Source organism: Methylophilus sp. Leaf416 (assembly GCF_001424665.1).
In the GTDB taxonomy this organism is placed as follows: domain Bacteria; phylum Pseudomonadota; class Gammaproteobacteria; order Burkholderiales; family Methylophilaceae; genus Methylophilus.
On the sequence record NZ_LMQS01000003.1, the window covers coordinates 359941 to 373775 of the forward strand.

At 51.7% G+C, this 13835-nt stretch carries 16 protein-coding genes; 3 read left to right on the top strand and 13 right to left on the bottom strand.

Features of this window, described 5'->3' with window-relative positions; translation table 11 throughout:
• Nucleotides 1–113 precede the first annotated feature (113 nt).
• The 13 genes from ASG34_RS09555 to ASG34_RS09615 all read right to left on the bottom strand — a co-directional run bounded on the left by ASG34_RS09555 (nucleotide 114) and on the right by ASG34_RS09615 (nucleotide 11141).
• A complete protein-coding gene (locus tag ASG34_RS09555) occupies nucleotides 114–512 on the bottom strand; it encodes a thioredoxin family protein (RefSeq protein ID WP_235559754.1) in 399 nt (132 codons plus the stop codon).
• A 2-nt stretch (nucleotides 513–514) separates the two neighbouring features.
• Nucleotides 515–877 (bottom strand): hypothetical protein, encoded by a 363-nt coding sequence (locus ASG34_RS09560; RefSeq protein ID WP_055829906.1) that lies wholly within the window; start codon nucleotides 875–877, stop codon nucleotides 515–517.
• A gap of 15 nt (nucleotides 878–892) precedes the next feature.
• Entirely contained in the window at nucleotides 893–1486 is a 594-nt protein-coding gene (locus tag ASG34_RS09565) for an SRPBCC family protein (protein WP_055829907.1), read from the bottom strand.
• A gap of 21 nt (nucleotides 1487–1507) precedes the next feature.
• Nucleotides 1508–2599, bottom strand: coding sequence for a vWA domain-containing protein (locus tag ASG34_RS09570; protein ID WP_055829908.1), 1092 nt, complete (start codon nucleotides 2597–2599; stop codon nucleotides 1508–1510).
• On the bottom strand, nucleotides 2600–3202 hold the full coding sequence (locus ASG34_RS09575) for a hypothetical protein (protein ID WP_055829910.1): 603 nt from the start codon (nucleotides 3200–3202) through the stop codon (nucleotides 2600–2602). It lies immediately after the preceding gene.
• Nucleotides 3199–4230 carry a vWA domain-containing protein gene (locus ASG34_RS09580; protein WP_055829913.1) on the bottom strand — a complete coding sequence of 344 codons (1032 nt, stop codon included), beginning with the start codon at nucleotides 4228–4230 and terminating at the stop codon, nucleotides 3199–3201. Before ASG34_RS09580 ends, ASG34_RS09575 begins: the two co-directional genes overlap by 4 nt.
• Nucleotide 4231: 1 nt before the next feature.
• Nucleotides 4232–5146, bottom strand: coding sequence for a hypothetical protein (locus ASG34_RS09585; protein WP_055829915.1), 915 nt, complete (start codon nucleotides 5144–5146; stop codon nucleotides 4232–4234).
• Nucleotides 5143–6084 carry a DUF58 domain-containing protein gene (locus ASG34_RS09590; RefSeq protein ID WP_235559755.1) on the bottom strand — a complete coding sequence of 314 codons (942 nt, stop codon included), beginning with the start codon at nucleotides 6082–6084 and terminating at the stop codon, nucleotides 5143–5145. The genes ASG34_RS09585 and ASG34_RS09590 overlap by 4 nt, the downstream gene beginning before the upstream one ends.
• A 32-nt stretch (nucleotides 6085–6116) precedes the next feature.
• Nucleotides 6117–7136: an AAA family ATPase gene (locus ASG34_RS09595; RefSeq protein ID WP_055829917.1), complete on the bottom strand. Its 1020-nt coding sequence runs from the start codon at nucleotides 7134–7136 to the stop codon at nucleotides 6117–6119.
• A 283-nt stretch (nucleotides 7137–7419) separates the two neighbouring features.
• Entirely contained in the window at nucleotides 7420–7695 is a 276-nt protein-coding gene (locus ASG34_RS09600; protein WP_055829919.1) for a methanol dehydrogenase [cytochrome c] subunit, read from the bottom strand.
• An 83-nt stretch (nucleotides 7696–7778) separates the two neighbouring features.
• On the bottom strand, nucleotides 7779–8387 hold the full coding sequence (moxG, locus tag ASG34_RS09605) for a cytochrome c(L), periplasmic (RefSeq protein WP_229006867.1): 609 nt from the start codon (nucleotides 8385–8387) through the stop codon (nucleotides 7779–7781).
• A gap of 20 nt (nucleotides 8388–8407) precedes the next feature.
• On the bottom strand, nucleotides 8408–9250 hold the full coding sequence (moxJ, locus tag ASG34_RS09610; protein ID WP_055829924.1) for a methanol oxidation system protein MoxJ: 843 nt from the start codon (nucleotides 9248–9250) through the stop codon (nucleotides 8408–8410).
• 94 nt (nucleotides 9251–9344) lie between these two features.
• Complete coding sequence (locus tag ASG34_RS09615) at nucleotides 9345–11141, bottom strand: methanol/ethanol family PQQ-dependent dehydrogenase (RefSeq protein WP_055829926.1); 1797 nt, start codon at nucleotides 11139–11141, stop codon at nucleotides 9345–9347.
• Nucleotides 11142–11407: 266 nt separating this feature from the next.
• Between ASG34_RS09615 and ASG34_RS09620 the strand changes: the two genes are divergently transcribed.
• The 3 genes from ASG34_RS09620 to ASG34_RS09630 are packed head-to-tail and all read left to right on the top strand — an operon-like array spanning nucleotide 11408 to nucleotide 13826.
• Nucleotides 11408–12847 (top strand): sensor histidine kinase, encoded by a 1440-nt coding sequence (locus tag ASG34_RS09620; protein WP_082504861.1) that lies wholly within the window; start codon nucleotides 11408–11410, stop codon nucleotides 12845–12847.
• Nucleotides 12828–13187, top strand: coding sequence for a hypothetical protein (locus ASG34_RS09625; RefSeq protein WP_229006865.1), 360 nt, complete (start codon nucleotides 12828–12830; stop codon nucleotides 13185–13187). Before ASG34_RS09620 ends, ASG34_RS09625 begins: the two co-directional genes overlap by 20 nt.
• 6 nt (nucleotides 13188–13193) lie before the next feature.
• A complete protein-coding gene (locus ASG34_RS09630; protein WP_055829931.1) occupies nucleotides 13194–13826 on the top strand; it encodes a response regulator transcription factor in 633 nt (210 codons plus the stop codon).
• Nucleotides 13827–13835 lie beyond the last annotated feature (9 nt).

Sequence of the window (13835 nt, forward strand, 5' to 3'; positions counted from 1 at the left end):
TGCGTGACGATGCATGTGTGCACTGTAGTTTTTTTCAACAGAAAAGGATTGAGCCTTACTCCCGCGTGCTGCCGGGAATTTTTCACCGCCAGTTCGGGAGAAGTCAAAAAGCATCAGTGTTCTGGCGACGAACGCTGATTAAAATGTGCCGTGATCGTGGTCATATCCAGCGTTTGCCACATCTGCACATGATGGTTCAGTTCGTGTGCATGCATGGCGCCGTTGACCATATCAATGACTACCCGCTCCCGGATCGCCATCAGGGCCGGCACTTGTGTGACGCGAAAATTGGCAGCCAGGTCTGCTGCGAGATCAATATCCGCCGTCGCAAACACGGCGTGCGGATACTGGGCGGCGACTTCGGCAAACACGGGTGCAAAGGGCTGGCACGGATCACACCATTTTGCGGTAAACAGCACTATCAGGAAATCATGCGTGGTCACGCGCTGGTTAAACTGTGCCTGGCTCTCTATCGTTACTGGCGTGATGACCATGTTTGCTTCGGCGCTCATTATCATTCCTTTCGCGGTGGCAGGCTGCCCGCAGGCAGATGTTTAATGGTACTGATGGTCCAGTGTTGTGGCCCGGCAATGCTGTGCGAACATCCAAGTTCATGTGCGGGCTCTGCCGCGGTCAACATATGTTTGGTGTGGTCTGCGGTTTGCACTTGCATAAACCAGCGGTCTACCCAGACCTCAACCGCGCCTTCTCGTGCAACTTCAGTCAATTGCAATGTCACCAGCATGCCGCCATGCGCCAGGCAGAGGGAGTCATCTGTTTCAACCAGCGTGACCAATTCCGCTTCCGGGACGGCAGCATGTGCTGGCATGCTGCCACAGAAGCCGATGAAACATACAACCAACAGATGAGCGTGCATGTGCATAGCAATCACTTAAGCGCAGACTGACATACCCAGACTTTTGAACAACGGGCGCATGGTCACACAAATTTTATTGCGCCAGCCAGTTTGATTAGCTGCCGTATTCTTGCGACCATCCTTCAGGCCTTGCAGCCCGTCTTTGACAAAGGTATCCACCGCATTTTTTGCAGATTCATCATCCTGTCCTGCCGGCGGTTCATTCCCGGTGAAGGCGCGGTAATAACGTGCGGTCCATACCACCTTGGCATTGGCGCCCTCTGCGCCTACTTTTATTTTGCCGTTGAGCGAGCTGACAGGCAGTGCTTCCAGGTCTATATCGCCGGACAAACGGTAAGACACCGTCATATCGCTTGCTGATACTTCATCAATCTCTTGCAGCAACTGCTTGCCATTCTTAAGTGTTATTTTTTGCTGCCTATCATTTACGGCTTCGCAGGCAGTCACTTGCGGATGCCATTGCGCCAGGCCGCAGGGGGTGCTGATACGTTTCCATACGGCGTCTGCCGATGTATTCACCTGAATGGACTCATCAGTTTTCTGTGGTGTCGGGCCATGCGCCCACACATTTGCACTCATTAATCCAATCAGTAATAAAGACCATTTCATTGTTGCTCCTTGTAGAAAAAACTAAACATGTTGTTTACTTGAAATCTTTAGCGTCCGCATTGCTTGCGTGGTGCCAGGCCAGCGTTGCGCCATCCACTTGTACCATGTGCTTCCGGCAAACGTCAGTACTAGGTACAGCAATCCGCACACAATCGCTGGCGCAGCCAACCACGGCCTGAGATCGGTATCTGCCCAGCGCCAGGCCGTCATGCCCAATCCGGTGGCCCAGCGGCTGCTTTGCGCAGCCTGCTCTAAACGGACATAATGCAGGCCAGTGGCATTTGCTAGGCGGTTAAGGTTCTGCTCATCCAACGCGGACAGGTGCGCATTACTAAGTAACTCCGCGCCGGGGCCTTGACCCGAATTGCGGTCATGCTGACCGTGTTCCATCGCCAAGACTGACAAGGTCTCGGCCATGCCGAAATTGCCAAAGCGCTGTACTTCTTCCTGCTCCCAGTAACCGGCGACTGCATTCTTTTCATCCAGCTTGGGAATTTTGCTGGGCGTGGTTTTACCCATGCCCACCACATAGCCTGGCACATCCCCCAGCTTGCCTGCATAGGTCGGCATATATTTAGGATTAGCAGGTGGCGCTTGTTGGCCATCGGTAAAAAACATTACCCGCACCTGTTTGCCTAGCTGCGGCGCCTGTTCCAGCGCGTTATACAAGCCGTGGGCGATAAACGAATCTGCTGCCCAGGCCATGCGCCAGTCCATGCTGGCAACTGTTTGATCCAGCGCTGCGAAATGCGCACAGACTTCCACCGGCTCCACCACATTCACCACATTGCGTTCGGTAAACATACCCAGGGCGACCTGCGAACCACATGGCAATGCCGATAAGGTTTTGCGTATGCTTTGCTTGGCCATCTGCAAGCGACTGATGCTTTTGCCAGCCACCTGGTAATCAGGCACATTCATGCTTTGCGTGATATCCACAACGAAATACCAGTCGTACACACGGTTGGGTAATTCAGCATGCGGTTTGAGCAAAGCAATGGTCAGCAGGCAAAATGCAGTGATCAGGGAGAGTTTGCGCCAAACATTCAGCCGGGAATCTGCGCCAACCAGCATCCTCAACTGCCTGGCCCAGGCATTAAACCTGAATTGCATTTAAGGCATACCTCTTGGATTGCCGGGCATCGCGGGCCAGCCGCTGGGCTCATCCTCTGCTTTTAATTGCTCATCCTCATATTGCTGCGGGCCGGACATGCCATGGGTAGTCGGTGCCAGCCTTAATGCCAGGTGATAGTTATATTTCGCCTCTGACCAACCGGGATCTATACGCAAGGCTTTCTGGTAACTTTCTTTGGCGAGCGCGACCAACGGCCCTGCTTCATCCCACGCAGGCAAACCACGCTCTTCCAGCAAACGCACAGCCGTGCGCATGTAGATATTCCCCGAATTGAAATACGCCTGTTTCCGGAGCGGGTCATCTTCAGCCACTTTAGCGACAAGCGCGGCATACTGCGAAAGCGCCTGCTCAGTTTTTCGCTGATGGTCATAAAACACCGCATTGGCAAATAATGCTTGTGGCGTCTGGTTGGCATCCATCAAGTTTCTTTCTACCAGCACGTGCGGTTGCAAGCTATCGCGATACACCTGCGCCTGGTAGATTTCAATCAGTTGCCTGACCAGCATGATGACTGCAATCAGCAACAGTAATCCCGCCCAGGGCAAGCCGCGTCGCAAACCGTTTTGCCAGTGAATATTCATGTTTGCCACCGCTTTAACTCCAGTCCGGTTAACCCTAGCAATACTGCTGTTACCAGCCACGCCATGGCATAGGCATACTGGCTTAAGTCTTGTCGCGAGACCGGTTCCAGGTAGCGGGTAGGTTTATTTTTTAACTTGGAAATATCATTCACCGCCGCCAGTACCGCTTCCGGGTTTTCGGCTTCATACATGTGATACGGCACATTTAAAGTCTGGAAATATTCATGCAGTGCGTATTCGGGATAGGCATCAATATTTTCATCTTCGCCCAGGCTTTGCTTGAGGCTGACGCCGTTTTCAGAACGCAGGTAGATCCAGTAAAGGGAAGCTTGTTGCCGCATGACCATGGCCCGTAACATATCCTGCGTTTTACCATCCAGGTGCGCGCCGCCATCCGATACAAGCACAATCGCGCGCGCACCGGTCACCGGCTGATCGGCAAAGTAATCCAGCGCCATTCCCAGGCCACGCGCGACAGCAGTAAACCCCATGCCACCGGCTTCTGTTGCATCCAGCGCCGCCTGCACAAACGCCCTGTCCGTACCCAACGGCGCGGCCAGAATCGGTGAAGTACTGAATGTCACCATGCCCATCAAATCATCGTGGCCCTGCTGAACCAGCGTTTTCAATACATTGCGGGCGACCTGCATTTTGGGCAGGCGCGCCTGCACATCGCCTTTTTTCACGAATGGTTCATTCATGCTGGCACTGCGGTCCAGCACGATCATGACGTGGGCACCGCGGCCTACTTTCTCTATCATTTGTGATTTGAGGTATGGACCCGTGAGTGCCATGCTCAATGCCAGGATGAACAGGCTGGCAGCCACTTTCCAGGAACGCTCCAGCCAGACGGACAAAGGGTCGGCAGGTAACCCTTGCAAAGCTGGATGCGAGAAACTCAGTTTGTCCTGTAATACCCAGGGCAACACTGCCAGCGGCAGCAAAATGAGTGGCCAGAGCTGCATCAAGCCCCAATGCTCTCCAAAACCGGAAGCGAGTATCGCTGTTTGCAAGCCTTCATCCCACATATCAGGAAAGCTCCACCTGGCTCAGCTGCTTAGCCAACTGCTTTAGATCAGCCAACGATGCCGATACCGGCTTGCCTGCGAAAAAAGCCTGCTGTATCTCCTGATAAAATGCCTGCAACTGGGGTTGATAAACCGTGAGCACAGTATGCGTAGAAGTCACCCGGGTTAAATTTTCAGCGGTCACCGCGACGCCGGCAAACTGGTCCATGGCGCGGCTGATCAGGCGCATGGCTTGTTTTGCGGCTTCCTGTGGATTGCCTTTTAATTTGCGAATCTCGCGCCATGCCTGTCGGAAAGGCATGTTTTTTTCTTGTGGCAACTGGATCCAGCCCATGACCCAGGCAATGTAGGCCAGACTGAGCACTGCCAGGCTTAACCAGCCAGCCAGTATCCATAATTGTTTGGCTAGTGCCCATTCAGGTAATGACGAATCCGGATAAAGCTGGACGTGCGCCTGATCAATACGCGCGGGCAAAAGACTGGAAACAATGACTTTATCTGCCGGCACATCAATGGTCAGGCGTTGCTGTTCTTTCTTGAATTCAAGATGCAATTTTTTTAAAGGCATGATCCTGACTGAATCACCAGCCACGAATATCTGCCAGTCTATGTCCAGATGTATCACACGCTCGGTTTTTGAGTCAGTGGTCGTCCAGTGTGCGCTCCTTAACTCAATAGCCTCGTTCTGGGCGGGCGCTGGCAAACTGGCGGGGTCGAGTTCAAATCCTGGCGGCACATGCAGCGTGATATGTTGCCTGGCGATGCTGCCCAGGGTGTAATCTGCTTCACGCGTGCTGCTTTCGGCCTTTAACTGGAAACTACTTTCCACAGCATGTGCATTGCTGAATAAACACAGGCATAACAACAGACCGCCAATCAATGGCTGCATGGTTTTGCAATCAATCCACACCCTCATGCCATGGTCTCCATCAGGTGGCGGCTGATCTCTTCGGCCTGCCACTGTGGCGCGAGCCATAACGGCGAGCGCGTGCCAGCTTTCATGAATTGTGAATTGAGCATATGTTTCTGTTGTACTAGGTGAGCACCGATTTGCTGATGCAAATGCTTACGCAACATCCAGCTACGCTCTTCGCCGCTTTCCATATCCCGTAACCTCGCCCAGCCAAAAGCCGGCATTCCTTCCGTCGCAGACTGGTCACGTAGCACCACAGGAATCACATCGTGTGCTTGCGCGGCTTTAAGTGTTTGCTGTAATAGCGCCGTATCCCAATAAAAATCAGAGATTAAAAACACCAGCGCCCGTTGCGCGCCTATCTCCTCAATTGCCGCAGGGATTGCTGAGGCATTGCGCCCGGACACGGCATGATTGCTTTGCCAGTATCGCGTGATTTTTTCTGCCACGACTTGTGCGGTGCCGGTTTGAAAAGTAGGCAGGATTTGCCACGACGACTGCACATCATCATTGGCGGCAGCCATGCCAAAAACATCCCCTTGCCGATTGGCTGACCAAGCCAGTGCAGTCACGAATTCGGTGACCTGCTGACGCATATTGGCCTCCCCCTGAAACAACATCGAGCTGGACACATCGACAATGGCAAATACGCGAACGGCAGCGCGTTCCAGGTAAGTCCTGACCAGCCATTGCTGGGGCACAGTGCGTACACTGGCGCGAATATCAATCCGCTTCGGGTCAGGACAGGCCAGCAGATTAGCGAAACCTGCAAAGTCACTGCCATTGCCGTGATGGGAAGTCAGGTTGGCACCCGCGTGATAAGTACGTGAGCGCCAGTGAATATTGTAGAAAAACTGGCGTGGCTCAAACGCAGCATGTACGCGAGCAGGTTGGCTTTGCATCGCTGAAAAATCTGCCGTGGAATGTGTGGAAATAGCCATAGGGAAACTGCCAGTAAACAAGCCAGAGCCGATTAAGGCGCAGAGACTTTATCCAGCACCGCTTGCAGCAGCAGTGGCGCAAGTCGCTCGTGTTGCAAAGCATAAGCGCCATTGAAAAACACACGGTGCTTGACCACTACAGTCCATACCGCGCGAATATCATCCGGAGTGAGGTAATCGCGGCCTTCCAGCCAGGCACGTGTGCGTGCGCTACGCATCAGCATCGCCATACCGCGGGGGCTGGCACCACCAGCTAGTAATCGCGACATATCGACATCGGGCAATTGGATACCTGCTGCCATAGGGTCTTTCAGTACACGCCATAATTCAACTACATAGTTTTGCAATGGTATTTCTGCCCGTACCGACGCCTGCACAGCTTCAGCGACGATGTTCAACTGGTCATAAGGCGTTAATCCTGAAGGTGACCGACTGATGAGCGCATCGACATCGTAATAGCGGGTATCAAACATTAATGCTCGCTGCAGTTCCGGCTCATCCGGTGCTTGCACCGAAATCTCCATCAGGAAACGGTCACGCGCCGCTGCTGGTATTTCAAACGTTTCTTCACGCTCCAGCCGGTTACGGTCAGCAAACACAGTCAGGTGCGGGAAATGATACTCACGGTTAAATGCATTGACTGACCGCTCAGCCATTAACCGTAAAAACAAGGCATGCGCCTGTGGCCGGGCACGATTGATCTCGTTAAAGAAAAACACCGCCAGTGCCTCTTCATGCTGCAGTAACGGGCCAGGCTTAACCGCGGCCTGCCCCTGCTCATTGATGAACGCGTTGTAGAGAAAGTCGCTGGGCATCAGATCGATGGCCCCTTCGATACGCTGATAGCCACCTCCCAGCAGATGCGCAGCCGCCCGCAATAAAGTGGTTTTGCCTACGCCGACATCGCCTTCCAGCAACACATGTCCACGCGAGAAAATGGCAATTGTCAGTGCACGGATTTGTGCCGGCATCCCGACAACCACTGCATTCAACGCCTGCTCAAAAGCCAACGCGCGCTCACGCCAGGCTGGTAATTCAATTTTATTTTGCATACACACCAACTCTAATGAAACAGGCCACTGCCGACTGCATACAATCGACACCGGTTTGCCACATACCAAGGAATGAAACTGGCAACAGACATAACGCAAGTTGTCTGGGGAAACACTGAATAATTGGCTACAGATGCAAATTGCAGCGTTGCGCGGTACTCAAAACCCTCATGTACTTATATCTAAACTGCGATAAGTACACTTCGGTTTCTGCGTGCTGCGTTTTGCCCTTTACACGTTCGCTCAACTATCCAGTACTTCCTTTTTGGGGGGAGACTTCAGATTACTTCACGTCAAACACGAAATTACCGCTGGATTTTGCATTTGCAAGTCGTTTTGCGTTACGTTCATCCATCGCTTTAATCGACTGCTCTTGCTTGTTGAGTTCAACCGGATCATGTTTCGGGTCATATTTCGAACCCGCAATTTTTTCCGGATAGCCAGGTTTGGCTTCCCAGCAGTTTCCTGGCTCTTTACAGTTTTGACCGTCATAAGCCAGAGCCTGATTGGACACTGAAAACACACTGGCAACTGCCAGTAATGCTAATACGTGTTTCATCACTTTCTCCTTCATCACAAATTAGCTGGTGTATTGTTTTCTATTAACGGATTGCCCACCAGCCTAACAATCCGATAATCGGATCAACCGTGTGGCGCTGCGCCACCGTTTTTGACGTTTTCTTCGGCCTGGTGGCGGATCCAGGCAATCACCAGCAGAATTTCATCTACCGTCATCCGGCCTTGCTGCGGGCCCATCATGCCGGCAGCGCCACCATAAATAGTTTCAAAAATGCCCTTATCGGTTTCGTTTTTAGGATAAGTCCAGTAATCATCCGCCAGCGCCGGGCCCAGCTTGCCTTCGGCCAGATGACCATGGCAGCCGGAACAGGCGGTGGAGAAAATCGTATAGCCTTTTTTCACTGCTTCCGCATCGCCGCGGTAGGGGTTATCGCCGGTGGCCATAAAGTGTTTCGCTTCAGGCGTAAAGGTTTCCCCCTCCATTGGCGAAAGATCCAGCACATCGCCAGAAAGCGTGCCGCGAAACTCCTGTGCCGGGCCATCTTTCAACACCACTTTGGCAGCAGGTTTACTGGCAGCACTGTCCGCCTTGGCAGGTGATTCATCTTTGGCGCAAGCAACGGTAAGGAAAGCCGCCATCACCAGTCCCGATACACCAAACGTCATCGCCAGTTGTTGCTTCACGCGCCATGATTGAGAACTTTGCGACGGGGATTGTTGAGATTCTTTCAATTCAAACTCCAAAAACGTGATTAATTAATATTGAGTAACGGAATACCTTCATCCTTGAGGATGGCGGTAATTTCAGCGCCCTGGGTGTCAATGACACGGTTGAGGGTTTCTACCAGTTCAGGATGCTGTTTGCTGACGCCCATGGCGACGTTGTAATGCATGGGAATTTTTTCGCCATTGGTCTTTTTGGCAGTGTCTTCCACCATCACCATATTCAATGGCACTTCAGAGGCGCGCACGTAGCGTGCGGCTTCAGGCGCCCACAACATCGCCATATGCAGGTGCATATTTGAAACATCATTCACCAGCCGCGATGGCTCGACGTGCACGTAACGGTTACGCGTGGACTGGAAATTCTGGATTTCGGTGAAGTAATCAAACATATCGTCAAAACGGTTGATTTGCAGCAACATGTTTTTGCCAGGGCTATCCGGCATGACACCGATACGGAAATTCTTTTCCTTTAAATAGGGGTGGTCCCAGGAAGTGATATCGATCTCACGGTCTTTGCGGGTGATAAACACATACCCGGAGCTGTAATAAGGTTTAGTGGTCAATACACGTGGGTCACTCGGGTCGGTACCAATCAATACATCGCATTTGCCCTCCTCCATGTCTTTCTGCAGCGTCAGCGGATTGGTCCACCAGAAATAATTAACCGGGACATTCAATGATTTGCCAATCACCGCCGCAATCTTGTTTTCAAAGCCTTGCTTCTGGTCATTGGAAAAAGGTAATTCGGATTTGCCGGCACAGATATTCAGTGCGCTGGCAGCATGTGCTGGGAATGCAAACACGCTTAGTGTGACTGATAGGCAAATGCTCAACCAGGTACGACGATTTTTTTCAACTTCAGGAAACATTTGCTCTCTTCTCCGTACTTAGAGAACAGGATGACCGGCCATCCTTGCGTCTGACGGCCATCCTGTACACTACATCAACAGGTTCACTGTCTGATTACAGACTGAACACCATCAGGCCACCGCCCATTTGTGTGTGGTTTTGCAGTTCTTTGAACGCACCAACCGCACCCAAACCGGCACTAGGGTCAGTCAGGTCAAATACCAGACCAACACCTGGCCAGCCGCCAACACCATACATGCTGCCAACGTACTGTTTGCCTTTGTAGGAGTAAGTCATAGGAGAACCGATACCACCGGATGGCATCTTGAAGTTCCACAGTTCTTTACCGTCTTTGTTATCCAAAGCCTTCAGGTAACCGTCCAGTGTTGCGTACCAGACCAAGCCGCCTTTGGTGTACAAAGTACCGCCCCAGGCCGCGAATTTCTCCCACTTGGTCCATTTAGCTTTACCAGTCGTCAGGTCAAATGCGCGGATCTGGCCCATTTCTTTCTTGGTCGGGCCGTTAGGTCCTGGGTACATCGCCAGGGTTGCGCCCACGAAGAACTGACCTGCACGGTATGGCAGCATGAACGGCTCCCAATCCATACAAATGTGGTTCAGGCCTGCGTACAAGGTACGGCTTTCAGGATCGTAAGAATCAACACCCTGGTTGTGGAAGCCCATCGCTGATGGACAAATATTGGTACCTTTATGGTCCATACGGGTGGCAAACTCAGGATCACGGACTGGTGTACCGGTTTTCAGGTCCACTTTCTTGAACACGTTCACGGCCGGATCCACTTTTTCAGCAACGATCAGGCTGCCGTTCTCGCGGTTCAATGTGTACAGAATACCGTTACGGTCGATGTGGCTCAGCAGCGGAGTCACTTTGCCGTTGACCGGCTGGTCAGTCAGCACCATCTGGTTCACACCAGCAAAATCCCACTCGTCATGAGGTGTTTTCTGGTAGCCCCATTTAGCCATACCGGTGTCCAGGTCACGGCCCCAGATCGTCATGGTCCACTTGTTGTCGCCAGGACGCATGGTTTCGTTCCATGGTGCCGGGTTGCCTGAACCGTAGTAGAACAGGTTCAATTTAGGATCATAGGCATACCAGCCCCAGTTTGTACCGCCACCAATTTTCCAGGCATCGCCTTCCCAAGTTTTTGTACCCAGGCCGAATTGACCGTAGTGTGGATTGTCTTTGTTGAAGTCTTTTGCCAGACGCACAGAGTCATCAGAACCGGTCGCAAATGCACGCCATTTCAACTCACCTGTTTTCAGGTCAAAGGCATTCACAGCGCCACGTACACCCAGCTCAGCCCCTGAACAACCGATCAGTACCGTGTCTTTAGCGACGAATGGTGCCTGTGTCAGTGTGGAACCCACTTTTGGATCACATACTTCCACTTCCCAGTTGGTTTTACCGGTTTTAGCATCCAGCGCCAGCAAGCGGCCATTGGCCTGTTTCTTCACGATTTGACCAGCGCCATATGCCAGGCCGCGGTCAACCACGTCACAGCACATCACTGCTTTGGTTGAAGCATCTTGCTTGGGTTTATGCTGCCAGACGATTTTGCCCGGGTCGCTTAAATTCAATGCGTATGTATTGTTAGGAAACGCAGAGTGGATGTACATCATGTCACCAATGACCAATGGCGCACCTTCGTGACCATTCAGTACACCGGTGGAGAATGACCACGCCGCTTTTACGTTTTTAACGTTGGATTTGTTGATTTGCGCGAGTGGGCTGTTGTGCTGGCTATAATAGCCACCCGTTGCAATCGGCCATGCACCCGGGGTATTCACCACCTTGTCCAGGTCTGCATCTGCCATGGCCAGGCCGGAAAAGCTGGCGAACAAGCCTCCGACCAAAGCACCAATAATGGCGCCAGATGATTTTACTTTCATACTTTCTCCTAATCTCTCAAGAATGCGTTTTACGTGGTGTCACGGGCATCCCCCCGAATGCCGCAGTTCACGACCGAAATTGTTAATAATTTGCAACAAAGGCAATAGATGAAAGATTCCCTATGATGGCTTCAAGAATTCATTCGTGAAGACTGGCTATTAACGGGAATTTTTCACGGGGTGCTGGCGATGGATGTGGTCTATAGTTGCGCAAGTCGGGAGCAAGATGCTCTCAGCGCAGTTTTTAAGTCTTTGGTCCTTTAGTTATGCATTCTTATAACCGGTCTATCCCTGTGGTTGATGTCACTCATAAATTCGGCAAACAAAAAATCGCCACACCAACATTGGGCAGGTTTACATTAGGCCGCCCAGGCCAGGACACGCTCATCGTGATCGCGGGCGTGATACTGACGTTCTTTCTCTCCTCACAGTTTGATTTGGCCGAGCGCATCAATGCGTGGTTACTTACCTATGAATACGCTCAACTGGATGAAATCCCGCTGACTTTATTTGTATTTGTGCTGTTGAGTGTGTGGTTTGGTCAGCGGCGCATGCGCGAAATTAATGCAGAAATCCAGCGCCGCAAGCAAACCGAGTTGCAATTAAGTAACAGCCAGTTGCTGTATAAAACATTATTCGACGGTGATTTAACCGGCAATGTCGTGCTGGATTTAAATGGCAATATCGGCATGCATAATCGCGCGTTTGACCGTATCTGCCGTTTGCTCGACACAGACAGCAATGCCCGCCGCCTGTTTGCCTTTGACTGGGCAGAATTTGTCATCCAATTACAGCAGCATCAGGAAATCAATTTCAGCAAACTGCAGATCCAGCGTCCTGATGGCCTGCCCTGCTATGTCGGTGCGCGGTTTGTATATGTCCCGGCAGAGGGAAATACCAGCGAAAAAAATAGTGCTGCAATCCACGGTTACCTGGTCGATATGACTGAGCAATGCCTGGTAGAACTGGATCTGGAACGCACCCTGAATGAAAACCGTATCCTGGCGCGCCATGCCATGCAGGTACAGGAACAGGAACGCAAATACATCGCCAGTGAAATCCATGATGAAACCGGCCAGTATCTGACTGCGATACGCATGGATGCGCTGGCTCTGCAAAAAAGTACCCCGGCGCAAGCCAATGTGATTGCCGTCAGGATCGCTTCGAATACCCAGCATGTGCAGCAATCCATTCGCGTGCTGATCAAGCATCTGCGGCCACCGGCACTGGATTCACTTGGCTTGATCGGTGCAGTTGAGCGCCTGATTAATGACTGGAAAAAACTCAATACGCAGGTGGAATGCCATGTGCAACTGGACACCAGCGAGCATGTGTTGAGCGAAGATATTAATATTGTTGCCTTCCGTGTCGTGCAAGAGGCGTTGACCAATATCACGCGTCATGCACATGCCAGCGAAATATGGATAGACATTCAGGTAATCAAGCGGCAAGAAGTGCCTATGCTGCAGATCGAAATTCGTGACAACGGCAAAGGCATGGATACCACGCAATCTACCGAAGGGGTCGGCCTGGTTGGTATGCGCGAACGCATTGAGTCACAGCAAGGCAGCTTCAAACTGATGAGCGGCCTGGATGCCGGCACGCTGATCACCGGATTGATTCCGTTACAAGGGCAAAGACAGTCATCGTCCCGGCCCGCCACTTTACCGTCTGACTCAGGAGTAAATGAATATGCCACATCCTAAATGGTTAGCTTTGATTGCGCTGGCTTTGCCTTTGATGGTCTCTGCCAAAGAATTAAAAACCGAAGAGCGCCCTTTTCTTGATGCTTACAGTGGCAGGTCACGCCAGTATGTAGAAGAAAATTTGGGCAAACCGGTCAAAAAAGAAACAGCTATCAAGCCGCACAATGCAGACCAGATTTTGCAGGAAAAAGGCCAGGCGATTTCAGGCAATGGTGAAAATGTCGAAATGTGGTATTACCGCGGCAAAATCCAGTACGCACCCAATAAGTACTTCAATACCGCCGAACTGACATTCGCCAATGACAAGTGCGTCAACATTACCTTTGCCAACAAGAAATAAGCGCGTATGGCAAAAGTAATGATTGCTGATGATCATGCCATGCTGAGACAAGGTCTGCGTACCTTGCTTGAGCAGGCTAATCACGACGTGACCACCGATGCGCTGAATGGTGAAGAAGCCTGCGTTCTGGTAGAAAAGCATCATCCCGAGCTATTAATTCTCGATCTGGATATGCCAGGCATAGGTGGGCTGGAGACACTGAAACGTATATTGCACCGCAAACCGCAAATGCGGGTGCTGGTGTTCAGCATGCATGATGATTGCATCTATGCGACCCGCGCCATCCAGGCCGGTGCACGCGGCTATGTGACTAAAACAGAGCCACCGGAAATCGTATTGGAAGCTGTGCAAAAAATACTGAAAGGCGGACGTTACATCAATAACGACCTAGCACAAAGCTTATCCATGTATCACCTGGAGAGCCCGGAAAATCCGATTCAAAGATTGTCGCCGCGCGAATTTGAAGTGTTCAGGCGCATTGCACAGGGAGAAGCCCTGGCTGCCATCGCCAAGGGTATGCATATCGGTTACAAAACCGTGGCCAATATTCAAACCAATGTCCGGCAAAAGCTCGGGGTGGAAACCACCGGCCAGGTGGTGCATATCGCGGTACGCTTCGGCATTATCAAAGGCCTGTAGCGCCGTCTT

Bases quoted from the DNA above. Each gene is read 5' to 3' on its own strand.
- ASG34_RS09555 (WP_235559754.1), bottom strand. From the start codon at position 512: ATGAGCGCCGAAGCAAACATGGTCATCACGCCAGTAACGATAGAGAGC.
- ASG34_RS09560 (WP_055829906.1), bottom strand. From the start codon at position 877: ATGCACGCTCATCTGTTGGTTGTATGTTTCATCGGCTTCTGTGGCAGC.
- ASG34_RS09565 (WP_055829907.1), bottom strand. From the start codon at position 1,486: ATGAAATGGTCTTTATTACTGATTGGATTAATGAGTGCAAATGTGTGG.
- ASG34_RS09570 (WP_055829908.1), bottom strand. From the start codon at position 2,599: ATGCAATTCAGGTTTAATGCCTGGGCCAGGCAGTTGAGGATGCTGGTT.
- ASG34_RS09575 (WP_055829910.1), bottom strand. From the start codon at position 3,202: ATGAATATTCACTGGCAAAACGGTTTGCGACGCGGCTTGCCCTGGGCG.
- ASG34_RS09580 (WP_055829913.1), bottom strand. From the start codon at position 4,230: ATGTGGGATGAAGGCTTGCAAACAGCGATACTCGCTTCCGGTTTTGGA.
- ASG34_RS09585 (WP_055829915.1), bottom strand. From the start codon at position 5,146: ATGAGGGTGTGGATTGATTGCAAAACCATGCAGCCATTGATTGGCGGT.
- ASG34_RS09590 (WP_235559755.1), bottom strand. From the start codon at position 6,084: ATGGCTATTTCCACACATTCCACGGCAGATTTTTCAGCGATGCAAAGC.
- ASG34_RS09595 (WP_055829917.1), bottom strand. From the start codon at position 7,136: ATGCAAAATAAAATTGAATTACCAGCCTGGCGTGAGCGCGCGTTGGCT.
- ASG34_RS09600 (WP_055829919.1), bottom strand. From the start codon at position 7,695: ATGAAACACGTATTAGCATTACTGGCAGTTGCCAGTGTGTTTTCAGTG.
- moxJ (WP_055829924.1), bottom strand. From the start codon at position 9,250: ATGTTTCCTGAAGTTGAAAAAAATCGTCGTACCTGGTTGAGCATTTGC.
- ASG34_RS09615 (WP_055829926.1), bottom strand. From the start codon at position 11,141: ATGAAAGTAAAATCATCTGGCGCCATTATTGGTGCTTTGGTCGGAGGC.
- ASG34_RS09620 (WP_082504861.1), top strand. From the start codon at position 11,408: ATGCATTCTTATAACCGGTCTATCCCTGTGGTTGATGTCACTCATAAA.
- ASG34_RS09625 (WP_229006865.1), top strand. From the start codon at position 12,828: ATGAATATGCCACATCCTAAATGGTTAGCTTTGATTGCGCTGGCTTTG.
- ASG34_RS09630 (WP_055829931.1), top strand. From the start codon at position 13,194: ATGGCAAAAGTAATGATTGCTGATGATCATGCCATGCTGAGACAAGGT.